Origin of the sequence: Rhodococcus sp. KRD175, from assembly GCF_017168275.1 — a bacterium.
Classification (GTDB): domain Bacteria; phylum Actinomycetota; class Actinomycetes; order Mycobacteriales; family Mycobacteriaceae; genus Rhodococcoides; species Rhodococcoides fascians.
Window position 1 is genome coordinate 95,525 of sequence record NZ_JABFAQ010000014.1, and the last position, 14,910, is coordinate 110,434.

Genomic DNA, 14,910 nt, shown 5'->3' on the forward strand with positions numbered 1-14,910 from the left:
GGTGCGACCAGCCCTTGACTGGGGAGGTCAACTAGGTACTCTGGCTAACGATAGTGGCCATGTTCGTAAAATGCAGGGCAGCGGTTGGGCCGGGGTGGAGACATGAAGAGCATCCGGACTCCGTGGGGTGTGACCCTGCCGTCAGTGGTCTATGCGGCAGTAGTGTCGCTGGCCATCACCCTTGGATCCGCGTTGACGATGGCACGACTCGACTTGCCCTGGTGGGTATGGGTTGTCGAGTTCTTGCTTTTGCTCGCGGTCACGTTTTCGATCACCGAAAGCAACTCCACCCCAGCAGGCGACGGGGTTTTCACCGTGACCAACGCGCGAACACTTGCTCTGTCCGGCGGTGGCCTGGTGCTGTTCGTCGTCTTGGTCGTAATCGTTCTTGTCTTCTGGTCCGAGTGAGACTGCTTCCGATGTAGGAGGAATCCGTGCACACAGTGTTCTGGGCACCACGTTTTGCGGTTGTGTACTTTTTTGCGGCTCTGGCGGCGGTGGTCCTGTTCAACGCCATCGGCGCGAACATGGCAATAGTGGCACCGCTGATTCTGGCCCTGATCGGGATGGGAGTTGCTGTCCTGATTCGAAGTCGCACGGTTCGCTCGTGACGCGTTCCTGAAGTCGGTGCGGAGTGACTCCGCTCGACTACGCGGCGTCTTTCTCAGGTGGTGGTTCGTGTGCCGATCTGATCGTGGACTCGGTTGCCGACTCTTCGACGTCGGCTCGACGGATGCCACGACCGATCCACACGGCAACGAGCGCGCCGATCAGCAACCACACGGCGACGATGCCGACAATCCACCACACAAGTCGCATTCGTAGCCGGGCGCTGGTTGGATGGGCGTGAAACGCGACAATTGTCGCTCGCCCCGAACCGACGTTCATCGACGAGGAATGCCCACCATGAAGACTGCTCGATTCGGTGTTGTCAGTGGACTGTTCACCGCCTTGGTTCTCGCGTTCACCGCGACGTCCGCTGGCACCGCAACCGCGGCGCCACTTCCGGTCGTCGGCCCCGGTAGTGGGTTCGTCACCACCGGAGGCCTCGACGATCTCACCGTCTGTTCCATCGCGGCCGTCGGCTACGACGACGCGGGCCGACTCGTCGCCCTCACCGCCGGCCACTGCATCCTTCGGTCGGGACTCCCCGTCACGCTCGTCGGATCGCCCGCGGCCCCGGTCGGCACTACCGCCGTCGGACATTGGGGGCCGGATTACGGCGTCATCGTTCTCGACCCCAGCAAGGTGACACCCGTCAACAGTCTGGGCGGAGTCACCGTCACCGACATCGGTATCGCATCGGTGGGGCAGCCCGTCTGCAAGACAGGGCTCGGCAGCGGAATGACCTGCGGCAGCATCATCGACGCCCGCGGCAGCGACCTGATGTCCGACGCCCTCACGGTCTGGTCCGACTCCGGTGGCCCACTGGTCGTCGGCACCACCCTCGTCGGCATCACGAGCCATGCTTCCGGGGTGCCGCTGCTCAGTCCCACCGCTTACGCGTCGGCAGCGGAATCCGTTCGGCTGCTGAATCAATCGGGAGCGCCGGGAGCCGGCTTCCGTCCAGTGTGAGCCGGGGTGGCCGGCCGATCGCTGCGCGTAACAGAGCGGAGTGAACTACCGTCCGATAGGTGGACTTGGGAAAAACCGGATTCGGAGATCGAATCAACAGGCTGTTGACGCACCATGCCGACAAGGCCGGCGAGTCCCTCAACACCTACGCACGTCGGGCAATCATCACTCGGCTCGTCACCGAACTCGAACGAGAGTCCTCACCGGAAGTGGCCGCCGTGCTCGCGGACGCCCGTAGTTTCGAATACGAGAACATCGAGTTGTCCGATCCCGAATCGACGTCACTTCCGCAGACGTACCTGCAGATCGGTGACGTCGACCGTCTCGCCGCCGTACGAGCTACGGGCATGATCGGCAGTTCTCGTGACGAGCAGTTCGACAAACTGGCCCGGATGACATTGCGAGCCATGGGAGCGCAGGGTGCGTCGATCTCGTTCGTCGACGATCACACTCAATTCATCAAAGCCAGCGTCGGAACATCGGGAACGGCAGCGCAGCCACAGACCGTAGCGGTGGAACGGTCGGCGTGCCGTGTCGTGGTGGAAACCGGCGAAACGCTGGTGGCACAGGACATTCGAGAGCACGCGCTACTGAGGGATCACGCGACTGCGGATCTGATCGCCTATATGGCAGCGCCGATCAAGTCCGACGCGGGTTTCACCGTCGGAATGCTGGATGTGTGGGACTACCGACCACGTAAATGGACGTCGGGCCATGTCAAACCCTCGAAGACATCGCCTGGCTCATTCAACAGCGAATTCGTTGACAGCAGCGCTGTTTCGACAGTGACGATGCTTGCGTTGCCCGCCGGAAGAACGCGAAGGGTGATATGCCTTCGGTGTACGAAATGTCGCCTGCCGAACGGTGTCACCGCTCTGAGGACATGAAACTTGGAAGAACCGGATATCGAGTCGAACTCGCGCGGATCGACGATCACGATATCGACACCGCAGTCAGTGAAAGCCCGCTTCGGCAGGAACGTATCGGATCGAGTTCGGAGCAACTCTGTTCGTGCGATCCTCACCGTTCTTCTCGACGTGCTCGCCGCCGCCATCGGCGTAGCCGAAGGTGTCCAGTGGAGCTCCGGCAGCGTCGTTGCGTTGGGTTGGTATCCATGGTTGTTCGTGCCCACGGTCATTGTGCTGCTCGCGTCGAGAAAGCTCTACCGACGTGGGCTTCGACGAAACTTCATCGATGAAATCGGCCCGGTTCAATCCGCCGTCGCTTTCGCGACCCTGATCACGCTCGCCCTGATCCTGGCCATCGAGACTCCCTATCGCCCAGGCGCGGTCATGGTTCGTGTGTGGCTGTGCGCAGCTGTTGCGCTCACGATCGCCTGCCTGGTCCGGGCGTGGGGGCAGCGCTGGCTTCGCGCGAAACACCATGCGAGTGCACCGACTGTCATCGTCGGTAGTGGTCCCGTCACCGAGCAACTGGCGCGCAGAATGAAGGAGTCCTCCGAATACGGGATGGATCTCGTCGGGACAGTGGACTCCTCACCCAACGTCGACCCCTGTGTGCAACAGGAGCTTTCGTATCTCGGACCGCTCACCGACCTGACTCGGATACTCCGAGTACATCGGGTGGAAGAGATGGTGATCGCGTTCGCATCGGCTCCGCACGAACAAATAGTCGAGGCAATCCGTGCAGCACAACATGCCGGGGCGCGCGTCTGGCTGGTACCTCGCATGTTCGACACCGTCGGAATGCACGCGCGCATAGAGCACCTCGGCGGGCTGCCCCTGATGGTGCTGCGGCACGTCGACCCGAGAGGGTGGCAGTTCGTCCTCAAGGGCGCGCTGGACCGCGTCACTGCGGGACTGGCTCTGCTGCTGCTGTCGCCGGTGTTCCTTCTGCTCACCGTGCTGGTGCGGGCAAGTTCCCCTGGGCCCATCTTCTTCGCGCAGGAACGAATCGGCCGAGACGGAGTCCCGTTCGACTGCTTGAAGTTCCGATCCATGCGCCCACCACGTGACTCCGATGCAGACTTCGTTCGTACCGAGGGAGCGGCACCCGGGGGTGTGGAAGGCGTGGATCGACGCACCAGGATCGGCAAGATCATGCGGCAGACCTCGCTCGACGAGCTGCCGCAGTTCATCAATGTGCTTCGCGGCGACATGAGCCTGGTCGGCCCCCGTCCCGAGCGGCCGGAATACGTCGACCTGTTCGCAGCGCAGATCAGACGCTACGGAGAGCGACATCGCGTCAAAGCAGGTCTCACCGGATGGGCTCAGGTGAACGGACTACGCGGTCAGACCCCCATCGCGGATCGTGCGGAATGGGACAACTACTACATCGAGAACTGGTCCCTCTGGCTCGATATCAAGATCGTGTTTCTGACGTGCATCGCTGTGCTGAAGAGGTCGGAAGACTGGCCGACGCGTCCGTCATCGACCTTCCGCCGCGCGTACGCGTGCGGCCTCGCGGACCGCGCCGACATTCGCCTTCCCTTGCCGCGATCCGGCGAGCTTGGCGGCGATGTGATCGCGTACCGACACCGGCTCGTAGGCCAGGCCGGAATCCGCGTCCAGGTGCGAGGGCAAGGTGGAGATCACCGCGTCGACATTGCCGTCGTGGAAGAACGCTGCCGACCGCCGACGCACGATGGTGCCGTCGACGACGGGTGGCTTGACGCGATGCAGGGTGGACAGCCACCGGTCGTTGGTCAATCGCGCAGTGAGGTCTCCCAGGTTCACCAACAGAGCGCCGTCGCGAGGAGTGACGTCGTGCCACACGCGGTCGGTACCCAGCACCTGAAGACCGGCCACCTGGTCGGCCCACAACACCGTCACGATCCCGAAATCGGTGTGCTCGCCCATCCCGGTGAGGTCACCGTCGAGGGTGACCATGCCCTCGGGCAGGGCGTAGTTGTTCATCCGCAGCACGTCGATCGAGTGGTCGGTGAGCGTGTCGAAGAAGTCGACCGGTAGCTCGAGTGCCGCAGCGAAGATTCCGGTGAGAGTGCGGGCGACCCGAGACGCCTCGGCGAAATACGTGTCGACATCACGGCGAAAGTGAGGCAGCTCGTCGGGCCACACGTTGATCCCGTAATCCGACTCGTCCAGATCGAGGGAGTCGAAGGACCGCGCTTCGACCCCCACATTGAACGCCTCGAAGAAGTCGTTCATTCGCGACGCGGACTCGACTCCCACACTGAGGCTCAATGATTCACTCTTGGGCGGGCTGTATCCGCGATTCGCGTCGGGTATCCGGTACTCGTTCTTGGTCGCAAGCGGCAAAGCGAAGAACGAGTCGATGGATCGCGCCAGACCGTCGAGCACATTGTCTCCGATGCCGTGCCCGACGATCTGCATGAATCCGGAACGGGTGCAGGCATCGTCGATCTCGGCCACCACACGAGCTCGGGCCCCCGCATCGGCCGTACTGCCCGAGACGAAGGGGCCGATGTCTATCGTGGGGATCTCGAACTCGTCTGCACGGTGATCGGACATCGGCGTTCACACTCCTGTAGTCTTGGCTGCTGAGCCGACAATTTACCGCCTCAGCACGCATTCTCGCGCGTCGATGCCTCGGCAGCGATCCGGCGTGGATCGTTCTCGGGCAGTGACTCGATGAGCACGCGACGCGGATGCGACGACGGTCCCGTGATCAGATACTTCTGACCGGGCCGCACTCGGGCGGCCTCTGCGACCATATCCGGATCGGTCGGCAGCGCCGTATCGTTCTCTCGCAGAGCGTCGTTCTCGCGCAGTGCGTCGGCGACGATGCGGCGTGGGTCGTACTGCCTGAGGTCCAACGACTCCCACTCGCTGCGGCGCAGCGGGACGCCCATCTCGGCCTCCGCTGTGCTGCGGGTGCTGTCGACGAAGTGCCGTAGCGTGCGCACCGCCCGTCCGAGTCGGTGGGCGTAGCCGGGCAGTCGTTGCGGGCCGAGGACGAACCCCGCAATGATCGCGACGAGGAACAACTTCTCGAATGTCAGGCCGAACATGATGAATTCTCCTGTGCAGTAGCACGTCTGGACGATCGTCTGTCGTGTATCTCGGTGATCGCGAGAGCCGCGCCGAACAGGGTGACCATCGGCAGCGCGACGAGGAACATGGACAGCACGTCTGCCGCGGGGGTGACCAGAGCGCTGAACAGGGCGATCGCCACCACGCTGACACGCCAACTGCTGCGTAGCCTGTGCGCGGAGACGATGCCGAGGCAGTTCAGCATCACCAACACTGCCGGCAGGACGAAGGCGATACCGGTTGCCAACACGATCTTCATGACGAAATCCACGTAGTACGACGCGTTGAGGATGGTGCTGTCCTCGTCGGAGGAGAAGCCCGCGAGCACGCTCACCATACGAGGAAAGATGGTGAACCCGAACGCGCAGCCGGCGACGAACAGTGGGGTAGCAGCCGCGGAGAAACCGAGAACGTACTTCTTCTCGCGACGGGTCAATCCTGGAGTGAGATAAGCGAAGATCTCCCGCAACCACACCGGACTCGACACGATGACGCCGGTGAACAGTGCGATCCGCAGCTGGAGATCGAATGCGCCCGTGACGGTCTCGAAGTTGAGGCTGGCCTGGCGGGACAGCGCCAGTTCCTCGACGGGGCCGCGGAGGATGTCGAGAATCCGATCGGAGGTCGCGAAGCCGATCACGACGCCGACGAGCAGCGACACCGCCGCACGGATCGCACGGCGACGTGCCTCGCGCATGTGCCCGGCAAGGGGCATCGCACCCCGCACGGCGGTGGCTGCGGTCATGAGGCGTGTCGGTACGGAACCGGGACCGAGACGTCGTCGGGCGTCGCCGATGTCTTCGTTTTGTCCTCACGCACTTCGTCTTTGAGGATGCGCATCGACTGACCGACACCCTTGGCGAGCGAGGGGAGTTTGGTCGAACCGAACACGAGCAGAACGATGGCGAGAACGACGAGGGCGTGCCATCCAGTGAGGTTGTGCAACATGATGTTTCCTTCGGTGGGTTAAGTCGGGGAGGGTCAGTTGGTGGGAGCAGGTCCGCCGGCCGGGGGTGTGCCGCCCATCGGCGGCTGTCCGCCGCCGCCGCCCGCGCCGCCGCCGGAAGGCGCTGCGCTCATGGCGGGTTCGGTGGTGGTGTCGATCGCGACTGCCAGCGAGCCGACGTAGCCGCTCGTGGGGTCGCCGGTGAAGGTGCCCATCTCCAGGTCGTAGCCGTCGCCGAATACGTTGTCGTTGTCGAGACTGCCGAGCTGGGCCAGGTTGCTCGCGGAGCCCGGATAGGTGTCGAGTTGGTAGATGTCGTTCAGGATCTCTTGAGGGAAGGCGACCTGCGACGTGGCAATTGCGTTCTCGGCGTTGGTTGCCGACGCTGCGTCGGGGTAGACCTCGAAGTGCATGTGCGTCCAGCGGCCGGAGTAGCAGCCGGGCACGATGGTGTCGAAGGTGGCGCTCCCGCTGGCATCGGCCGTCTGCACACCGCGTAGGTACGTCTCGTCCTCGGCACCCTCGGAGTACATCGAGTACTTGCCGTTCGCGTCGCACTGCCACAGGTACACCGCTGCCCCCTCGAAGGGGCGGTTGTCGTTCGCCATGTCGGTGAGGGTGAACGTGAACGACAGTGGCACACCGCTGACCGTGGTGCCACCGTCGAGGCTCGACGTCACGTCGCGGCGAACGATTCCCGATTCTTCGAGAACGTTGACGCCGTTGGTGCCGTCGGCGGGATAGGGGCCGTTGGTCTCCTGCGGTATCTCACTCGTGGCCGAGGCGGTGGTCGCCGTCGTGGATGCAGCTGTGGTGGTGGTACTTCCGGTGTTCGAGGTGCTCGAGCACGCCGCGAGCGCGAGTGCTCCGGCACCGGCACCGACGATGCTGAGAACGCGGCGGCGGGTCAGAAGGGTGGTGATGTCGAAGGCGGCACCCTGATCGACCACCTCCTCGTCGGGACGGTCGAGCAGTCGACCTTCGTACGCGGGTCCGTCGGGGGTGTTCGTGGGTTCGGGAATGCGAGGCATCGCGCTCTGTCTCCTTCGATGTGGCACTGGATGTTTCGGTAGTGCCAATACTCTGCGGAGATCCGGGGAGAACCCTGGGCTCCGGCTGGGAGGTTCCTGGGAGCCCGATTCGCGGTTCAGGCAAGCTAAGGCTAACCTCTAGTCACTACCCCGACATACAGGACTTTTCATGACTCATCGTGTACTGACCAGCATCGCTGCCGCGGTGCTCACCTCGCTCGCCCTGGTGAGCTGCAGCTCGTCCGATGCAGACGACGCCCCCGCCGCCGCGTCGTCCACCGACTCGTTTCCGCTGACCGTGCAGCACATGTACGGCGAGACCACCCTCGACGCCGTGCCCGAGCGGATTGCCACGTGGGGCTTCGGCACCACCGACGCTGTGCTCGCGTTGGGCGTGGTGCCGGTGGCCATGCCGTCGGCCGAATACGGCGGCGGCGACGACCTGATCTATCCGTGGATCTCCGACGCCATCGACGCCAGCGGTGGGCCCGCTCCGACGTTGCTGGACAACGTGACCGACGCATTGACGGTCGAGAAGGTGCTCGCCGCCGACCCCGACGTTCTGCTCGCCCCGCATTCGGGTCTGACCCAGGCCGAGTACGACGCGGTGACCGACGCCGGAATTCCCGTCATCGCCCCGCCGGAAGAACTGTGGTCGACGCCGTGGCGCGACGTCATCACCACCACGGGCGACGTGCTGGGCGTGCCGGATCGGGCTCGTGACCTCGTGGCCGATCTGGACAAGCAGGTCACCGACGCAGGCTCGCAACACCCCGAGTTCGACGGCCGCACAATCGCTTACGTGTCCGAGGCCGCAGATGTCTACTACCTGCTACTGCCGTCCGACCCGCGAGTGGAGCTGCTCGAGAATCTTGGCTTCACCTCGGACCCGTCGGTGACGGCCCTGGCGAGCGGCGACTCGACGTTCTCGACCACCGTCTCGGCGGAGAACATCTCGAAAATCGACGCCGACGTGGTGTTCACTCAGGTCGACACCGACGCTGCACTGGCCGAATTCACGGGATCACCGGTGACGCGGCAGATCCCGGCCGTCGCCGGGGGAGCCGTGGCAGGATTCGTCGGCCAGGAAGCCGGTGCCGCAGTAGGCCCGACGGCACTGTCGATTCCGTACTTCCTGCCCACCCTCGTCGACGGACTCGCTCGGGCTACCGAGGTAGCCGGGAACTGACCCGAACTACCACGTCGCGCAACGTTTTCGAGTGTTCGCCATGTGCGCCGACCGTCCGGGAACGCTCGGTTGCGGTGTCGATGCGCCACGCGGTGGCGTCGAACAGGGCGGTGATGTCTTTCGCGGTGACGGTCGCCTCGTCCGGTGGCTCGTCGTGCCCGTCGTGCGAATGATGGTGTGCCCCATCGTGTAGATGCCCGACGATGAGCAGGGTGCCGCCCGGTGCCACCCACTGCGCGATGCGTCGATAGAACTCCAACTGCGGAGTCGACGGATGCGCGTAGTGGGTGACCACCAGATCCCAACGCTCGGCCGGGCTCCACGACGTCAGGTCTGCCTCGACCCACTCGACGTGCACCGCTGCGGCGTCGGCTTGACGGGCGGCTGCCGTCAACGCGGCACCGGAGATGTCGGCACCGGTCACCTGCCACCCCTGTGCGGCGAGCCAGATTGCCTCCGCTCCCGCGCCGCACCCCGCGTCCAGGGCGGTGCCGGGCGTCAATTCGGCGGTCTCGGCCTCCAAGTAGGGATTGGCCATGGCCGCGTGGGCAGTCCGGTCGTCCCAGTGCTTCTCCCAGTAGTCCTTATCGAATGCGTGCGTCACGGCAGAGTCCTCTCACACTTCATCGGTTGTCGGGAGCCTGGCAGAACTACGGATGATCGGCAAGTGCTCTTGCCGAATCAGCAAAGACGCGGGGCTTACGGGTAACGCCCACAGACGCCTGATCCGAGCTCAGGTAGACGATCATGTTGCCGACTTCCTCGGGCTCGATCAGTCTGCCTATCAACGAGTTCGGGCGATGGTTCTTCATGAACGTCGCCTGAGCCTCGTCCCACGGGAGGTCGTCGCCGACGAGCTCGGCCACGAAATCCTCCACCCCGCCGGTATGGGTGGGGCCGACGATGACGGAGTTGACCGTAACTCCGGTCCCGGCAGCAGCTTTGGCGAATCCGCGACTCACGGCCAGCAACGCGGTCTTGGTCATGCCGTAGTGGATCATCTCCTCGGGAATGACCACGGCGGAGTCGCTACAGATGTTCTGCACTCGGCCCCAACCGAATTCCATCATCCCGGGCAGGTAGGTGCGGATCAGGCGGACGGCCGAGAGCACGTTGACCTCGAAGTAGCGACGCCATTCGTCGTCGTCGATCTCGAGGGCGGGCTTGGATCCGAAGATGCCGAGGTTGTTGACGAGGATGTCGACCGCGGGGACGCGCGCGGTGAGTAGCTCGACGCCCTCGGCGGTGGCGAGGTCGGCGGCGACGCCGATGACACGCGCGCCCGGAACGGTGTCGAGTATCTGCTGCTCGGCTGTGTCCACGGTGGCCTGCGAGCGCCCGTTGATCACCACCCGGGCACCCGACTGAGCAAGCGCCGTAGCGATCGCCAAGCCGATTCCCTGCGTGGAGCCGGACACCAGGGCAGTACGTCCGTCGAGATCTATGTGCATGGATCCTCCTCGTCGTGTTCGTTGTGAGCCTACGCCGTTATAGCGCGTATGCAACTAATTTGGGATTAGCACTCTCGGGCGTCGGGTGCCAAAATGGAGAGGCATACTTTCGTGCACCAAACCCCAGCTCAGCGAGCCTGAGGAAGGAGAGAACAGTGACAGTGACATCCCCCGATTTCGACGCTCACGACACGGATGACGTGCCGCCGCGGTGGTGGAATCGACATATTCGCACCCGAACGCAGGTGACCGAGATCGCCGTGATGTTCGGCGCTCTGTCGATCGTGTCGTTCTGGGCCGCCGGCCTCGGTATCGCAGCCGGTCTGATCGCCATCGTGTCTGCGCTGTGGGCGGATCGAAGCCCGGATCTCTCCGGGCCGCGCGCCGAACGCAGCGATACCGCGCTCGCCATCGGCACCGGAGCGGTCGGCGTTCTCATCGGTCTCGGCTTCCTGTTGATGGTGCTGCCGCACTGGTGAGGTAAGGGTTCGTGGCGAGAGCCGGTCGACGACGCGTCGGCCGGCTTTCGTCGTCTTCGGCAACATTTCGGTAAGTATCTGCGACGGTCCGTTGCACTAACGGGATTTATATGTGACGCTCTGTAGCGTAAAGATTGTTCGGGACGCAGGCGGAAGGACCACCATGACTGCAGTCGACGACGCACGAACGCACTACCGAGACACCTTGCACTCCTTGTCGACGGCATCGGTGCATCAGCACTTCGACGCCTTCCTCGACATCCCCTGGGACGAGCCCGAATACGCGATCGTTCCCAACGATCCCCGGTGGGTACTCCCGGACGAGGATCCTCTCGGTCACACCGATTGGTACAAGTCGCTTCCCCTGGATCGGCAGATCCACATCGGCATGTATCGCCAGGCCAGCATGGTCAAGGTGGGCCTGCAGTTCGAGCAGATCCTCATCAGCGGCCTCATGCAGTACGCCCTGACGCTGCCCAACGACTCACCGGAATTCCGGTACTCGACGCACGAGGCCACCGAAGAGTGCCACCACACGCAGATGTTCCAGGAGCTGGTGAACCGCATCGGCATCGACGTGCCGGGTGGACCCGGATGGTTCCGCAAGATCGTGCCGATGCTCACGGTGTTCGCCAGCCGCTCGGCACCGTTCGGATTCTTCGTCGGCGTCCTCGCGGGCGAAGAGCCGATCGACCACATGCAGAAGGGCGTTCTGCGCGGAGGCTCAGTCGGCCACCCGTTGGTCCAGCGCGTCATGCAGATCCACATCGCCGAGGAAGCCCGCCACATCGGCTTCGCGCATCAGTACCTGCGGTACAAGGCTCCTCGTCTCGGTCCCTTCGAGAAGGCGTCGATCTCGATTCTCACGCCCGTCATCATGCGGTTGCTGTGCGACGTCATCATGAAGCCGAGCAAGCAGATGCGACGCGAACTCGACATCCCCGACGAGGTAGTGGACGCCGTGTGGTGGAACAGTGAATCGTCACGAAAGGCATTGCGCGACACCTTCGGTGACGTACGGATGCTCGCCGGTGAACTGGGACTGATGAACCGCGTCTCCAAGCGCGTGTGGCGCGCCCTCGGAATCGACGGACGACCGTCGCGTTACCGCAGTGAGCCCTCGTTCGGCTGAGCTGTCTGTGGGCCGGTGACAGATTCGAGAGGGACTTGGGGTATCGCGATTCCGCGTGATGCCCCAAGTCCTTTGACCTGCAGCCAGATGGTGTCGGCCAGGAACGTTGCGAAATGATCCAGGCCGGTGCGTGATTCGGTTTGCGCGCTCCAGCTGCGGACCGCGCCCATGCATCCGGAGACCAGGCCCGCGACCCACGGGCGCACCAGCGACCAATCCTCCGGCGACAGATCCGCATTCACCAACGCGAGGAACGCCGCGACGCTGACCTCCAGCTGCTCGGCGAGCAGGGCATTGGTCTCCTCGAGCGGACTGGGCGACTCGGCACTGACATCCTGCTCGACGAAACGCGTCCACGCCGGATGCTCGGCGACCCAGCGGACGTAGGTACTCACGACACGATGCACCACATCGCGTGGAGTGCCGGTCAATGCGAACGAGGCGACCAGCGCAGCGCTCAGCTGCTTACAGATGGCACGCTGAATCGCGGTGTCGAGATCGGTGCGATCGTTGAAATACCGGTAGAGGCCGGTGCGATGAACGCCCGCCTCGGCCGAGATCTGTGCAGTGGTCAGACGCTCCCCGGGAGCGATGTCACGGGCCAGTACCGTCATCGCGGCCTCGATGATGTGGCGTCGACGATCGGTGTTGTGCTGTTCCCACCGCCGCTTGCGGCCATCGGCCTTCGGGCGTGCGCCACCGTCACTCATGCTGCATGGTCTCATGTTCCACGGGCTGCTGTGGGCGCGTTGGGGTTCGGAGGTCACTCGTGCGGGGGTTCACCGGTCACCTTGTGGTCGGCAAAATTGAGGCCCTCACGCACCAGCCGAGCGAGGTGCCCGTCGGCGAGGTTGTAGATGACGTTTCGCCCGTCGCGGCGAGTCTCGACCAGACCGGTGAACCGGAGCTTCGCCAAATGTTGGCTGACGGCAGTGCGGGACGTGCCGGTGGCCGCGGTGAGCTCGCTGACGTCGGCGGGGCCGCGATCGAGTAGCCAGAGTATGTGCAGCCGAGTGGGATCGGACAGCATCCGGAACGTGTCGGTTGCCGTCGCCAGTCGCGCGGAGTCGGGTTGTGCCTCGTGATGGAGACTGATGCGCTGTTCCTTCTTCGGTGGCATCGAGGTGTCTCCTTTGCGGACGGCGTCTCCTCATGCGGAGGCGGCGACCGGGATTCGGGAGCGACTCCACAGGCGTGCTGCGGACAGTGCCGCAAGTGTAGCCAAGGCCGTGAGCACCGTCGCCGCGGCGAGCAGTCCTAATTGCGCACCGACCCAACCGGCCAACGGATACGTGAGCAGAAACGCCGCATGGGACAGGGAGAACTGAGCGGCGAAGATCGAGGTTCGGCTGTGTTCGTCCGACTCTCGGCGTAAGATCCTCGCCGACGGCGTGTTGATCAGCGAGGTGCCGATACCCAGGATCGACCACGTGATCGCCAGAGCGGTCCACGCGGTCGGCCCGCCGCCGAGGGTGGCGACGAGTGCTGCAGCTGCAGTGCCGACGACAGCGACGGCGGCACCGGCGAGCATGACGCGATGGTCGGAGATCCGCTCGAGGGCTCTCGGAACAAGCAGCGCCGCCGCCATCGACCCCGCACCGAAACAGCCGAGGGCGACAGCCAATTGGGTGCTCGAACCGCCGAACAGATCACGAACGTAGACAACGGTATTGACGAGGACGAGAGCCGTGGCTGCGGCGACCACGATGTTCAATGCCAGCAGACCCTGGAGTTCCCGCTGCCGGACGAAGGTCGCTATGCCGTCGAGTGGTTTCTTGTGTTGTGGTGCAACGTATCTGGGAAGGGCTGTGCCGACCACCACCGCTGCGGAGACGACGAACCCCACCGCCGTCCCGACGAACAGGGTGTGGAAGGTGACGACCGTCAGCAGTGCGGCGGCGATCAGCGGGCTCACCAGGGACTCGAGGTCGTAGGCCAGGCGGGAGAGCGTGAGCGCGCGGGTGTACTGCCGTGCGTCCGGCACGACGGACGGGATCACGGCCTGAAAGGTGGGTGTGAACGTGGCCGACGCCGCCTGCAGCACGAATATCAGGACGTAGACCTGCCACACCTGATCGACGAAGGGGAGCGCCAGCGCGGTGAGCGCTCGGACGACGTCCGCGGTCACGAGGACGGTCTTGCGCGGCAGTGTGCTGGTCAGTGACGAAACGACCGGTGCCACAACCACATACGAGATCATCTTGATCGCCAATGCGGTACCGAGGACGGCTCCGGCGGCGCTTCCGGCGATGTCGTAGGCCAGGAGCCCGAGCGCCACCGTCAGCAACCCGGTGCCCACGAGCGCGACCACCTGTGCGGTGAACAGGCGTCGGAAAGTGTGATTGTGCCGAAGCATGCGTTCACTGTACATATGAGTGCGCACTTGCGCACTCATATGTTTTATTCAAGATGCGCAGACGAACGCCACGCGATGGGGCTATTTTCGGTAGCGTCGTGTTATCGGCTCAATGAATATCCAGGGGTGGTCAATGGCCGATCCACGCACGTATCCAGTGGGGCACCTGGCGCGCGCCATCGACCAGCTGCCGTCGATGATCGGATACTGGGACAGCTCGGAGCGCAACGTCTTCGCCAACAAGGTCTATGCCGACTACTTCGGCATCGAGCCGGCGCGCCTGGTCGGTATGCACATCAGCGAGCTCCTCGGTGAGGGGCTGTACGAACTGAACAGGCCCTACATTTCCGGAGCTCTCGCCGGCGAGCAACAACAGTTCGACCGCACACTCATCGACGTCAACGGCGTCGTACGCGTCACCCAGGCCACCTACGTTTCCGACTTCGTCGACGGCGTCGTCGTCGGGTTCACGGAAATGGTCGTCGACGTCAGCGCCCGAGCCGAAGCCGAACGTGAACGCGACCGCGCCGTGCGCCTCTTCCAGATCGCGATGGAGTACGCACCAATTGGCAAAGCGCTACTGACAACCGACGGCCGCTGGCTGCAAGTGAACAAAGCGCTGTGCGATCTCCTCGGATACACCTCGGAAGAACTGCTGCAGAAAACTTTTCGAGACCTCACGCATCCCGACGACATCGCGATGGCAGACCACCACCTTGCCGGTTTGGCCGACGGGACGCTCACCAGCGTGGCATCGGAGAAGAGATACATCCGCAA

18 protein-coding genes and 1 pseudogene are annotated in these 14,910 nt (G+C 63.8%); 9 read left to right on the plus strand and 10 right to left on the minus strand.

Features of this window, described 5'->3' with window-relative positions; translation table 11 throughout:
* Positions 1-102: 102 nt before the first annotated feature.
* The 5 genes and pseudogenes from J1M81_RS20170 to J1M81_RS20190 all read left to right on the plus strand — a co-directional run.
* A complete protein-coding gene (locus J1M81_RS20170) occupies positions 103-408 on the plus strand; it encodes a hypothetical protein (protein WP_206498700.1) in 306 nt (101 codons plus the stop codon).
* A 26-nt stretch (positions 409-434) separates the two neighbouring features.
* Positions 435-611 (plus strand): hypothetical protein, encoded by a 177-nt coding sequence (locus J1M81_RS20175; protein ID WP_206498701.1) that lies wholly within the window; start codon positions 435-437, stop codon positions 609-611.
* Between the two features lie 295 nt (positions 612-906).
* Positions 907-1,575, plus strand: coding sequence for a hypothetical protein (locus J1M81_RS20180; protein ID WP_206498702.1), 669 nt, complete (start codon positions 907-909; stop codon positions 1,573-1,575).
* 59 nt (positions 1,576-1,634) lie between these two features.
* On the plus strand, positions 1,635-2,462 hold the full coding sequence (locus J1M81_RS20185; protein WP_206498703.1) for a GAF domain-containing protein: 828 nt from the start codon (positions 1,635-1,637) through the stop codon (positions 2,460-2,462).
* A 150-nt stretch (positions 2,463-2,612) separates the two neighbouring features.
* A pseudogene (locus J1M81_RS20190) lies at positions 2,613-3,929 on the plus strand (exopolysaccharide biosynthesis polyprenyl glycosylphosphotransferase); the annotation flags it as partial.
* A gap of 33 nt (positions 3,930-3,962) precedes the next feature.
* On the opposite strand, the gene J1M81_RS20195 reads toward J1M81_RS20190, so the two are convergent.
* From J1M81_RS20195 to J1M81_RS20215, 5 genes are read right to left on the minus strand one after another with little or no spacing between them, the layout of a single operon-like run.
* A complete protein-coding gene (locus tag J1M81_RS20195) occupies positions 3,963-5,027 on the minus strand; it encodes an isopenicillin N synthase family oxygenase (RefSeq protein ID WP_206498704.1) in 1,065 nt (354 codons plus the stop codon).
* A gap of 50 nt (positions 5,028-5,077) precedes the next feature.
* Positions 5,078-5,527, minus strand: coding sequence for a preprotein translocase (locus J1M81_RS20200; RefSeq protein WP_206498705.1), 450 nt, complete (start codon positions 5,525-5,527; stop codon positions 5,078-5,080).
* Complete coding sequence (gene tatC, locus J1M81_RS20205) at positions 5,515-6,294, minus strand: twin-arginine translocase subunit TatC (protein WP_201009988.1); 780 nt, start codon at positions 6,292-6,294, stop codon at positions 5,515-5,517. The genes J1M81_RS20200 and tatC overlap by 13 nt, the downstream gene beginning before the upstream one ends.
* Positions 6,291-6,497: a twin-arginine translocase TatA/TatE family subunit gene (gene tatA / locus J1M81_RS20210; protein ID WP_206498706.1), complete on the minus strand. Its 207-nt coding sequence runs from the start codon at positions 6,495-6,497 to the stop codon at positions 6,291-6,293. The genes tatC and tatA overlap by 4 nt, the downstream gene beginning before the upstream one ends.
* Before the next feature lie 33 nt (positions 6,498-6,530).
* Positions 6,531-7,526: a 3,4-dioxygenase subunit beta gene (locus J1M81_RS20215; RefSeq protein WP_206498707.1), complete on the minus strand. Its 996-nt coding sequence runs from the start codon at positions 7,524-7,526 to the stop codon at positions 6,531-6,533.
* Positions 7,527-7,695: 169 nt separating this feature from the next.
* On the opposite strand from J1M81_RS20215, the gene J1M81_RS20220 reads away from it, so the two are divergent.
* The gene (locus tag J1M81_RS20220; RefSeq protein WP_206498708.1) at positions 7,696-8,715 is read left to right on the plus strand and encodes an ABC transporter substrate-binding protein; all 1,020 of its coding nucleotides are present in this window, start codon (positions 7,696-7,698) and stop codon (positions 8,713-8,715) included.
* Here J1M81_RS20220 and J1M81_RS20225 read toward each other — a convergent pair.
* Both J1M81_RS20225 and J1M81_RS20230 read right to left on the minus strand, forming a co-directional pair.
* The gene (locus tag J1M81_RS20225; protein WP_206498709.1) at positions 8,693-9,319 is read right to left on the minus strand and encodes a bifunctional 2-polyprenyl-6-hydroxyphenol methylase/3-demethylubiquinol 3-O-methyltransferase UbiG; all 627 of its coding nucleotides are present in this window, start codon (positions 9,317-9,319) and stop codon (positions 8,693-8,695) included. The two genes, J1M81_RS20220 and J1M81_RS20225, sit on opposite strands and share 23 nt — an antisense overlap.
* A gap of 46 nt (positions 9,320-9,365) precedes the next feature.
* Positions 9,366-10,166 (minus strand): SDR family NAD(P)-dependent oxidoreductase, encoded by an 801-nt coding sequence (locus tag J1M81_RS20230; protein WP_206498710.1) that lies wholly within the window; start codon positions 10,164-10,166, stop codon positions 9,366-9,368.
* Between the two features lie 155 nt (positions 10,167-10,321).
* Between J1M81_RS20230 and J1M81_RS20235 the strand changes: the two genes are divergently transcribed.
* Together J1M81_RS20235 and J1M81_RS20240 are read left to right on the plus strand one after the other, a co-directional pair.
* Entirely contained in the window at positions 10,322-10,645 is a 324-nt protein-coding gene (locus J1M81_RS20235; RefSeq protein WP_155288685.1) for a hypothetical protein, read from the plus strand.
* A 163-nt stretch (positions 10,646-10,808) separates the two neighbouring features.
* The gene (locus J1M81_RS20240; RefSeq protein WP_032366953.1) at positions 10,809-11,777 is read left to right on the plus strand and encodes a diiron oxygenase; all 969 of its coding nucleotides are present in this window, start codon (positions 10,809-10,811) and stop codon (positions 11,775-11,777) included.
* Here J1M81_RS20240 and J1M81_RS20245 read toward each other — a convergent pair.
* Genes J1M81_RS20245 through J1M81_RS20255 form a run of 3 tightly spaced genes read right to left on the minus strand, consistent with a single transcriptional unit; the run spans position 11,750 to position 14,133 of the window.
* Entirely contained in the window at positions 11,750-12,487 is a 738-nt protein-coding gene (locus tag J1M81_RS20245; protein ID WP_052057102.1) for a TetR/AcrR family transcriptional regulator, read from the minus strand. The genes J1M81_RS20240 and J1M81_RS20245 overlap by 28 nt on opposite strands.
* 53 nt (positions 12,488-12,540) lie before the next feature.
* Entirely contained in the window at positions 12,541-12,897 is a 357-nt protein-coding gene (locus J1M81_RS20250; RefSeq protein WP_032366952.1) for a metalloregulator ArsR/SmtB family transcription factor, read from the minus strand.
* A 30-nt stretch (positions 12,898-12,927) separates the two neighbouring features.
* Positions 12,928-14,133, minus strand: a complete 1,206-nt coding sequence (locus J1M81_RS20255; RefSeq protein ID WP_206498711.1) for an MFS transporter — start codon at positions 14,131-14,133, stop codon at positions 12,928-12,930.
* A gap of 133 nt (positions 14,134-14,266) precedes the next feature.
* On the opposite strand from J1M81_RS20255, the gene J1M81_RS20260 reads away from it, so the two are divergent.
* A partial coding sequence (locus J1M81_RS20260) for a PAS domain S-box protein (RefSeq protein WP_206498712.1) occupies positions 14,267-14,910 on the plus strand: 644 nt, incomplete at its 3' end.

Bases quoted from the DNA above. Each gene is read 5' to 3' on its own strand.
- J1M81_RS20170 (WP_206498700.1), top strand. From the start codon at position 103: ATGAAGAGCATCCGGACTCCGTGGGGTGTGACCCTGCCGTCAGTGGTC.
- J1M81_RS20180 (WP_206498702.1), top strand. From the start codon at position 907: ATGAAGACTGCTCGATTCGGTGTTGTCAGTGGACTGTTCACCGCCTTG.
- J1M81_RS20195 (WP_206498704.1), bottom strand. From the start codon at position 5,027: ATGTCCGATCACCGTGCAGACGAGTTCGAGATCCCCACGATAGACATC.
- J1M81_RS20200 (WP_206498705.1), bottom strand. From the start codon at position 5,527: ATGTTCGGCCTGACATTCGAGAAGTTGTTCCTCGTCGCGATCATTGCG.
- tatC (WP_201009988.1), bottom strand. From the start codon at position 6,294: ATGACCGCAGCCACCGCCGTGCGGGGTGCGATGCCCCTTGCCGGGCAC.
- tatA (WP_206498706.1), bottom strand. From the start codon at position 6,497: ATGTTGCACAACCTCACTGGATGGCACGCCCTCGTCGTTCTCGCCATC.
- J1M81_RS20215 (WP_206498707.1), bottom strand. From the start codon at position 7,526: ATGCCTCGCATTCCCGAACCCACGAACACCCCCGACGGACCCGCGTAC.
- J1M81_RS20220 (WP_206498708.1), top strand. From the start codon at position 7,696: ATGACTCATCGTGTACTGACCAGCATCGCTGCCGCGGTGCTCACCTCG.
- J1M81_RS20230 (WP_206498710.1), bottom strand. From the start codon at position 10,166: ATGCACATAGATCTCGACGGACGTACTGCCCTGGTGTCCGGCTCCACG.
- J1M81_RS20240 (WP_032366953.1), top strand. From the start codon at position 10,809: ATGACTGCAGTCGACGACGCACGAACGCACTACCGAGACACCTTGCAC.
- J1M81_RS20245 (WP_052057102.1), bottom strand. From the start codon at position 12,487: ATGAGTGACGGTGGCGCACGCCCGAAGGCCGATGGCCGCAAGCGGCGG.
- J1M81_RS20250 (WP_032366952.1), bottom strand. From the start codon at position 12,897: ATGCCACCGAAGAAGGAACAGCGCATCAGTCTCCATCACGAGGCACAA.
- J1M81_RS20255 (WP_206498711.1), bottom strand. From the start codon at position 14,133: ATGCTTCGGCACAATCACACTTTCCGACGCCTGTTCACCGCACAGGTG.